The sequence below is a fragment of the Mesorhizobium sp. M7A.F.Ca.ET.027.03.2.1 genome, assembly GCF_003999175.1.
Taxonomy (GTDB): domain Bacteria; phylum Pseudomonadota; class Alphaproteobacteria; order Rhizobiales; family Rhizobiaceae; genus Mesorhizobium.
The window spans coordinates 1-1,002 of sequence record NZ_RZOM01001526.1 but is presented as its reverse complement, the minus strand read 5'-3'; the positions used below and the strand labels follow the sequence as shown (position 1 = coordinate 1,002).

Genomic DNA, 1,002 nt, shown 5'->3' with positions numbered 1-1,002 from the left:
AACAAGCGATGTCGTTCGGCAGCCGCGACAAGATCGCCCGTCCTGGAGACAAACAATAAGCCGGCAGCCGGGTTCCCGTGGTGACATTGGTTGCCAGGACATGCCGACTTTGAATGCGCTCGAGATAGACGACTTCAGTGCCATCGAGCACAGTCAAATTGACCGTCTCCTCGGTTTCCTTGCTGACGTGGTGCAGGACAGGCATGGCACGATTTACGAGCTGCGATGACAGCCGGTAGTGATAGGCAAGGTCGAGCGACTTCAGCGACAGCGAGAACTGCCGCGTACCGGGATGCTTCAGCAGATACCCAAGTTGTTGAAGGGTGTGCGCAAAGCGTTGCGCTGCACTTAGATCCAAATCAGCCTGCTGTGCGATTTCCGAAAGCGTCATTGCCGGGTGCTGCGCGTCAAACGCTTGCAACACCTTAAAAGCCTTCGCGACGGACTGCACCATCAGCGGATCTGCTTTGGGTGTCTTTGTAGGGGTCGTAGCCAATCGTTTTCTCCTGAACGAACCGCCTTCTTCTGGCGCCCCGCGTGGCATTGCGCAATGGGTCGTTGACATACAATAGACCACATGCGATAAACAATAACAACTATTACAATGCGATGGTGAATATGGACAAGATGATTGTTCCTGAAACGATCGGTCGCGTGCGCCGGCTTATTTTGAACAGGCCGGAAAAGCTGAATGCCTGGAACTCAACGATGCGACGGATGCTGGCTGATGAGCTGGCGCTCGCAGAGCAAGATCAAAGTGTCCGAGCTTTGGTTCTCACGGGGGCGGGAAGCCGCGCATTCGGTGCGGGTCAGGATCTTTCGGAAAGCAAGCTCTTTCAAGCGTCCGACGCAGCTGGCTGGATGCAGGAATGGTTGGATCTCTACCAATGCTTTCGCCTTGGCACGAAGCCGGTTGTGGCCGCAGTCAATGGGGTCGCTGCCGGCTCCGCATTTCAGGTCGCGCTCCTGTGCGATTTCCGAATTGCGCATCCTGGCGTGATG

At 55.8% G+C, this 1,002-nt stretch carries 2 protein-coding genes; one reads left to right on the top strand and one right to left on the bottom strand.

Going from position 1 to position 1,002, the window contains the following annotated elements; translation table 11 throughout:
- On the bottom strand, positions 1 to 454 hold a 454-nt coding region (locus tag EN750_RS36170; protein WP_145968274.1), incomplete at its 3' end, for a helix-turn-helix domain-containing protein.
- Between the two features lie 155 nt (positions 455 to 609).
- Between EN750_RS36170 and EN750_RS36165 the strand changes: the two genes are divergently transcribed.
- A partial coding sequence (locus EN750_RS36165) for an enoyl-CoA hydratase/isomerase family protein (protein ID WP_245482920.1) occupies positions 610 to 1,002 on the top strand: 393 nt, incomplete at its 3' end.